This window comes from Bacillus sp. CDB3 (assembly GCF_002081505.1).
Classification (GTDB): domain Bacteria; phylum Bacillota; class Bacilli; order Bacillales; family Bacillaceae_G; genus Bacillus_A; species Bacillus_A cereus_AT.
The window spans coordinates 1-7,329 of record NZ_ALBR01000113.1; the positions used below are offsets into that span (position 1 = coordinate 1).

A 7,329-nucleotide genomic window follows, 5' to 3' on the forward strand; every position below is an offset into this window, starting at 1 on the left:
GCAACAGAACCGTTTATTTCTTTTTCAACTCAGCTAACTCTTTTCGAATAGCGGTTTCCACTATTTCATAAATATTCTTATCATGTATAACAGCTTGTATCTTTAGTTCTTTCATGAGTTCAACATCTATATCAAAGGAGGAACGTTTTCTAATTACACTCTTTCGTTCTAAAGTTCTTACGTTCGTTTCTTCTTTGGTTGGTGCTACTTCATCCTTACCTTTCTTAATTTCCTCAATAGCTTTTACAGTGTTTGAAGGTTGTAACGTTGGTTCTTTAGTTGAAACGTTCGCTTTGGCTTTTCCTTTAGTTCGTGGTACAAAGTCATAAATAGATTGTTCCAGTACGCTTTCATCACCATCAAATTGCCAACCACGTTTCCCACTGATATTATAGCAATCAGCTTTCTTTAAACCTTCAACCGCTTTCTTCTCGCCAATCTCAAGACTTTCTTTCGCTATCTCTGACAATCGCTTAGTCTTAGTTAATTCTAATATCTCTTTAATTTTCATATCGTTCACCTCTAAAATTGAAAGTCTATGTACTGCTGCTAAACCTTTTTACAAGATTCAACCCACTGATCTTACCTTAAATGATTTACTGTAACTCATTCTCTTATACTATTACTATATATCGTAAGGATTAAAAATTATAGCGAATGAAGTCATTTTTTGATTGCTTTGATAGAAGTATGGCGGTAAGATTAAAGTAATTTAATACGAACGGAAACTGAAAAAAGCCATTCCATATGTCAGTGTTTCTCAGGCACTAACGGAATGACTTGACCTGTACTCTCAATACAGGACTTCTTTAATCTCATGCTGTAACATGAGACTTCTACTTATGAGAGGCTACCAACCTCAAATAAGTCATATTTGCCTTGTTATTCGACAACAGGGCTTATTAGATACACCTATTGTACCTTTGTTTATTGTAGATTTCAACTAGCAAATGCTAGGATTGATAGATACATAACTGAACGGATATGAAGGGCGTAATCTCATGATTAGAAGTCTTGTAAATGTACAGGATTACTAGTTTTGAAATTACGCCCTTTTTGTTGTTCCGTTCAAAGTGGAATTGCCTGTAAACCACTTTAAAAACTGATCCCCACTTGTATAGTGTCTTGACTTGGTGAAGGTCGTGCGGAATGCCCTTAGTAGGCTTCAAGAGTTCACTGTCCCTCGTTGGATTCCCATTCGTTCAACGAGGATAGGTGAGAACTACCTTTAAAGGTTCGGGTGGTAGCCATTAGCATTACGGTGCTAGGGAACACGTTCAGCTTGTCGCACAGGGGTGGCTTTGTGTAGGACAAACCTTAGGTAAAGGACGTGTACGGTGAAAACTGTTGGGTGAATGGGGTCTATACATACGGAACACTGACTAAGCAAGGCATGGCAAAAACATAGACATAGACACTTATCCTTCTGTTCTGATTGACTATTATTTTTTGTAGTCTCTCAGCACAGGGGATAAATCTGTCTTCCAGCCGTTTTCCTAACATCGCTTCAGCATGATAAAAACCGTAAGACCTTAAGGTCAAGAGATTTAAAAGATTTTAACCTCCACTGGCTGCGAAAGTGGAATATCTAAATAACTACCACTATCTAAGATAGAGGATAAGGGAATTTATGCGATACATAGAGTAAGATCATAAAGAGAAATGATATAGAAAAGTAGAAGAATTGATAGAATAAGATTTATATAATAAGATTTACGAGAAGCAAAGGGGTTAAAAGTTAAGAAGTAACGTTATCACTAGAGGGAGGAAACAATATGAAGAAACGTACAAAAATTGAAGTTTATAAAGCCATCAATGAGTTGGTTGATCTTCTTAATATTCCAGCTGAGGAACGTGAACTTGATGAAAAACAAAAGCAATTTATGGTAGTCACTCAAGAGGAAGAACATTGGCGTAAACATCCAACTTTACCTTTGGAAATATCATCATGGGGTCGTGTCTACCGTCCAGCATTCGTTGACATAGGTAATTCTATTCTTGAAGGTAATTTACTTAGTCTGTCAGCTAATCAGAAGGGAAGCGTTGGCATAAATTTTAAACGTGATGGCAAACCCACTAAACGGTATACAGTCAGTAAACTTATGAAAGAAACTTTTTAAATCTAAGGGGGATGAAATAAGTGTCTATTGATATAAGAAGGGGATTTCCTAAGTTTTATCGTGTTATTCAAGTAGAAGTAGAAGAAGATAATGGAGAGTCTAGAGAATATTCTTGTTTAGCTGATGAAAGAGGCACTGTCTATTCAAAGGAAGATGTAAAAGCACTGTTTGAGGAAGTCAAACAGTTTTATATGCGTGAAGATATGCCTAATATAGATGACTACAATAAGGATAAGAAGTTATTAGATTATATGAGGTGTGTATCTATTTCGTTAGAAGAAGATGAAATGGGTAAATATTTGATTCCTAAGGCTAGGTATATATATAAGAAGTTTAATAGTGATAAACGAAATTGGTCTTTTAAGTGTGATTGGTGCGGTGAGAAAGTATCTAGTAAGACTAATGAAGGTTACTATTCAGCGTATGACCGTAATTTTAAAGGTAATAGTTTTGATAGAGGTTGTTCGGAGGATTGTGCTAAGTTAATTTGGAAAGATAATTTTAAACATTGGGTGCATGAACATGGGTATAGTAAGTTCTTTGCGTAAACAAGAAATTCCCCTACCAATCAATTAAGATCAGTAGGGGAAAGTATCGATATTTATGTTTATTATCAAAATCACTATTTAAGGTGGCATTGCTTACGCTTGTCTCGTAAACTCGACAACATATACTGAAACAATAACTATAAATACTATCACTATCATAGAGAATAGAATAATGAGTTAACAGTTATAGTATTAGTGCGAAGCACCCGTAAGGAAGTTATTTATTATTTAGCATCTTATATCTTATAGGGTGTCAGACAGCCCCGATTACAGGCGAATATGAGTCACAAATTTAGGGATTAACCTGAGACTTTTTCATGATATTTGTTAGTTACTGAAAGAGGGGTTATTAAACTTATAAATCCTAGTATACACTATCTTTTGGTTTATTGAACAAAATATTTTAACTGTTCAGATGATTAAGATTTCTAATAATATGCCACAGTAATTTTTACGCAAAACAAAAAGATAGGTTATTTTGCTTTTTGTCTGTCGGCTTGGCGAGAAAAGCACATGAGCCGAAAAAAGTTTTGCAAGAACAATGAGAATAAAGAAATGGCAATAGCCATTAGGCGACGTTTAAGGAGCCTACTTTTTACTCATTGAAGGTGGAGATTTTCGAGCTAATTTTGCTAATTTAGTAACTAAATAATACAATAGTATCCCTATAATTAAAGATAATATTAATCCTAACGGTGTACCTTCAGAAAAAAAGGTTTCTGGAGATGTTCTAATTGTATACAAAGGGGTACCAAATAATTTTGGACTGGAATTAATATTTGTATACCCCATTAACATTAAAATGAGAGGTGAACACATTGTAACTATAATATATGCTAGGGATACACTAATTCCACCAAAAAGCGCTTTAAAAAATCTAATCATTATAGAGGATTCCTCATTTCTTTCAACAATTTTATTACATTTTGTCCATCAGGAAGTTTAGGATGTAGAAATATGATATTTAAAAGCGAGAAGAGAAAAAATATGCTTACAAATTGAGTATTAAAAAATATAGTTAATGTTGATGCCACTATTATAGGTAATAGTGAGCCGGCAATGGCAACAAGAAAATTTTTATACGGTTGATTAAACTCTTTATGAACTACATAAAAATATTTTGAACTTATCTCTATTGTATATTCGTTAAACTTTCTATGTTCGGATAAATTAAATATCATTATACCTAGAATATGCCCTAATTCATGAATAACTACTACTAATATGGAAGCTAATATACAATAAATCATTTGAAAATAGGCTTCCTTAAAAATAAAACTTCAATTAAGAGAAAGAAGAAAATAGCAATAGAAACGTTTACAAGATTAATAATATAAGAAGTATGTATATACTGTCTTATCACAAAATCTAATACAACCGTAAACAACATAATAGAAGCTAATACTACCGCTCTATTAGAGTCATCTATATGCAATGCAAATCCTAAAAACATCGCGACCATAATAACTAGAGCTAGAGAACTTAGACTTTCCAAATTAAAAATAGCAACAATATTCTGACCGGAAGGTATTATTGTAAGTAAAATGAATAATGCATGCGCACTAAAAGTGATTAAAGAAATAAACAGAACTCTTGGAAGAAAATAATTATATTTCCCTAAATTTAATATATATATTGAATTTTTAAACCTTTTAAAATAGTTACCAGTCAATAAAGGAATCATAACGAAAATTTCTTTCATTCCAAAATTAGCTAAATAAGAATACATTTGTACAAATGCTAGTTTGTCTACAGAATAGTACATCACTATGGTAAATACGACGATTATCATTAAAAATAAAACCTGTTCTTTAAAAATTTGATTTCTATAAAAATTCAAACCTTCTAATTGAAAATTATTTAAAAAGCTGTTTTCTAGGAATTTAACTGCTTTTATTTTGTGCATAGATGTTTGGTAATTACTTTCTTTAAAAATTCCCATTAAAAATACAGTCGCCAGTTTATATAGAGAAACAACTATTACTGAAGCCCCAATGATAAGTGTAACTAAAAATAGTAGCGGTGACTCTTCAAATAATTTGGCTAAATACTTTTGTGCTAAATATACTATTGCACCTACGAAAATGATTAAATTTAAAGTATTAAGCATAAAATTTTCACCATTTGTTTTTAATACTTGTTTTGTTATCACATTTGATACAATCCACATGGAAAATGACAAGTAAAAAATAAATGTTATCGAAAGAAACAATAACAGTAAATACAGTAATGATACTTCAATTCCCTTTAATTTAAAAACAATTAACATAGGGAAAAAAATCATACCTATACACAATAAATAAAAAGCATATAAGTAAATATAACTTCCGATAAGCAATTGATGTGCTTTAATATGAGAATTTAAAAATAAGGACATAAAATTATTATTCTTTAATTTACTTCTTGAAATAATTATAAACGATATAGCCATTACACAACTTACATCTAAAATATGTACATATATATCCTTCAAGTCAATCGGAAACCCAGTGAAAAATTTAACTGTAAAAATAGAATAAAAAGTGTATAAAAGAATCAACACCATGATAATAGCCAATACATGAGATGGATATTTAATTAAGATATTTTTGGACTTAGCCAATAATCTTGGAGTTTCTACCTTTTTTACCACTTGAATTGTTAATTTCATTTAGCAATCCCTCAATATTTTTGTAATAATCTTGATTTACTTCTTTATAGATATACTCTAAATTATTATTACTGAAGTGTTTCTTGATTTCTTTTTTATTACTATTTAATTTTATATGCCCATCTCTTAATATAATTAAATTATCAAATAAATCTTGACCGAAACTTAAATTATGAGTTGAAATTAATAATCCAACCCCATGAAATTTTAAAATTTTCAATACATCTTTTAATATTATTATCATGTCAGGATCTAAACCGTTAGTAGGTTCGTCAAAAATAATATAATCACTTTTTTTGAAAAGTTGTGATACAATCTGCGTTTTTTTCTTATTCCCATGCGATAAATTAGCAATTGGATGGTCTAAATATTGCTCTAGCTCAAAGACTTTTATTAAATGCTCTAATAAATTATCATTATAACTATTCTGATATGTAGTTTTCATGAGTGAAAAGTATTCAATTGGTGATAAATAATCTAAAATATCTATGTCATCTGAAATATAAGATACATGTCTTTTAAAATAATCAACGTCTGAGGATTTATCAAAAGATATTAATTTATTACTTATTTTTAGCGTACCTTGAAATTTCATTAAACCAAACAAAGATTTAATAATTGTTGTTTTGCCCGCGCCATTATGGCCGAGTAATAAATTAATTTCACCTCGTTTAATTTCAATAGGCACTTGAGATAACTCGAAGGATTCACCATGTTTTTTATGTTCTATATAAAGATTAAGCATTTTAAACCCTCTCAAATAAACATATTTTTAGAATGCAAGAAAATTTTCTCCCTTGCATTCTAAAGATTTTTTTAATTTTAAATACAACCTATTTTTATATGCGCACCTAAAATGTTGTAATCTCCGGAAAAAGCTCTTCCATTTGCAAATTTACTGCATGCCCATTGCATTGCAATGAAAGTAACACCTGCAACAAGAATTGTTAACAAAATAAAAATCCAAGTTATAACATTAAATGCATTTTTTTGTAACCTATCTTCCTGCATTGATGTTAGTTTCTGTTGATATAGAGAAACGGTATTACCGATGAATTTTATTAGAAGAAGATATAAGTATGCTCCAATACCAATTGTTTTTTGTGAAATAGTAGTATTCATTCTTCCAGCCCTTTCTAAATTTTTTAATCATCCTAAAAAATCGACATAAAATAACATTTTAAAAACAATGATTATACATAAACGGATATTACAATTATATTTTTATGTTTCATGGCTACGTAGCAATAATTAATGTATCACAAAACCTGACTAGGGGGACCATGCACAAAAAGTCCACAACAAAGAGACTCTTTGGACGAAAAATACTAAATCATCATAAAATTTAGTGTTTTTTATCCTTGCTATGGTTCTGTTGTGAATTTTTTACATTAAATTAGATAAGCTATTACCTATTTCAATTAATTGTGTTTTTCTAAAATAATCTAATAAATCACATGTACACCTTATATATAAGGTGTGTAATGAACAATCTTATTTTTCAATACAAGGTTAATATAAGATACAAAAAAACCTTATATTTTACATATACACCTTACATGTAAGGTGTATATGTAAAGGGTATGAAATCATGAATGATAAAAACATTTATTGTTAATTAATGGAAAATAATATTTGCTAATTGTATTCTGTATTAATTTTTTATGTTATATTAATCTTGTGGGTAATAGCTTGCTGTATTTGTACTTGCTTATTTAATTCAAAAACCCCCTATTCTTGTTTTTATAAAGAATAGGGGGTTTTTGTGTAAACAAATATCATCATGAAAAATTGCAAGTGTGCTAGAAAGGAACATTTATTATTCTAACACAATCGAAAACAGACACACGAAAATATGCATGATTGCATATACAAACTCTATTTAATAGGAGTAATTTTCAACTCAAAACTCCCATTTAATGTTGTAATTTTCAACTTTAGATTTCCAAGTTGCTTTATTTGCATTTCTGTATTTCTAAGCGCAGCTAAATACTTAGCAAGGTTCTGTTGC

7 protein-coding genes are annotated in these 7,329 nt (G+C 30.3%); 2 read left to right on the forward strand and 5 right to left on the reverse strand.

What is annotated here, in order from left to right; all coding sequences use genetic code 11:
* Positions 1–13: 13 nt before the first annotated feature.
* Positions 14–511, reverse strand: a complete 498-nt coding sequence (locus tag CDB3_RS29210; protein WP_128856885.1) for a hypothetical protein — start codon at positions 509–511, stop codon at positions 14–16.
* Between the two features lie 1,264 nt (positions 512–1,775).
* Here CDB3_RS29210 and CDB3_RS29215 point away from each other — a divergent pair.
* Together CDB3_RS29215 and CDB3_RS29220 are read left to right on the forward strand one after the other, a co-directional pair.
* A complete protein-coding gene (locus CDB3_RS29215; RefSeq protein WP_128856886.1) occupies positions 1,776–2,120 on the forward strand; it encodes a hypothetical protein in 345 nt (114 codons plus the stop codon).
* Between the two features lie 20 nt (positions 2,121–2,140).
* The gene (locus CDB3_RS29220; protein WP_128856887.1) at positions 2,141–2,668 is read left to right on the forward strand and encodes a hypothetical protein; all 528 of its coding nucleotides are present in this window, start codon (positions 2,141–2,143) and stop codon (positions 2,666–2,668) included.
* A 588-nt stretch (positions 2,669–3,256) separates the two neighbouring features.
* Here CDB3_RS29220 and CDB3_RS29225 read toward each other — a convergent pair.
* The 4 genes from CDB3_RS29225 to CDB3_RS29240 form a co-directional block, all read right to left on the reverse strand.
* Positions 3,257–3,553, reverse strand: coding sequence for a hypothetical protein (locus tag CDB3_RS29225; protein WP_128856888.1), 297 nt, complete (start codon positions 3,551–3,553; stop codon positions 3,257–3,259).
* A gap of 361 nt (positions 3,554–3,914) precedes the next feature.
* Entirely contained in the window at positions 3,915–5,318 is a 1,404-nt protein-coding gene (locus CDB3_RS29230; RefSeq protein WP_128856889.1) for a hypothetical protein, read from the reverse strand.
* Positions 5,263–6,063: an ATP-binding cassette domain-containing protein gene (locus tag CDB3_RS29235; RefSeq protein ID WP_128856890.1), complete on the reverse strand. Its 801-nt coding sequence runs from the start codon at positions 6,061–6,063 to the stop codon at positions 5,263–5,265. The genes CDB3_RS29230 and CDB3_RS29235 overlap by 56 nt, the downstream gene beginning before the upstream one ends.
* 77 nt (positions 6,064–6,140) lie before the next feature.
* A complete protein-coding gene (locus CDB3_RS29240; RefSeq protein WP_128856891.1) occupies positions 6,141–6,440 on the reverse strand; it encodes a hypothetical protein in 300 nt (99 codons plus the stop codon).
* Between the last annotated feature and the right edge of the window lie 889 nt (positions 6,441–7,329).

Coding starts and splice junctions, on each gene's coding strand:
- CDB3_RS29230 (WP_128856889.1), bottom strand. CDS start 5,318: ATGAAATTAACAATTCAAGTGGTAAAAAAGGTAGAAACTCCAAGATTA.
- CDB3_RS29225 (WP_128856888.1), bottom strand. CDS start 3,553: ATGATTAGATTTTTTAAAGCGCTTTTTGGTGGAATTAGTGTATCCCTA.
- CDB3_RS29215 (WP_128856886.1), top strand. CDS start 1,776: ATGAAGAAACGTACAAAAATTGAAGTTTATAAAGCCATCAATGAGTTG.
- CDB3_RS29235 (WP_128856890.1), bottom strand. CDS start 6,063: ATGCTTAATCTTTATATAGAACATAAAAAACATGGTGAATCCTTCGAG.
- CDB3_RS29210 (WP_128856885.1), bottom strand. CDS start 511: ATGAAAATTAAAGAGATATTAGAATTAACTAAGACTAAGCGATTGTCA.
- CDB3_RS29240 (WP_128856891.1), bottom strand. CDS start 6,440: ATGAATACTACTATTTCACAAAAAACAATTGGTATTGGAGCATACTTA.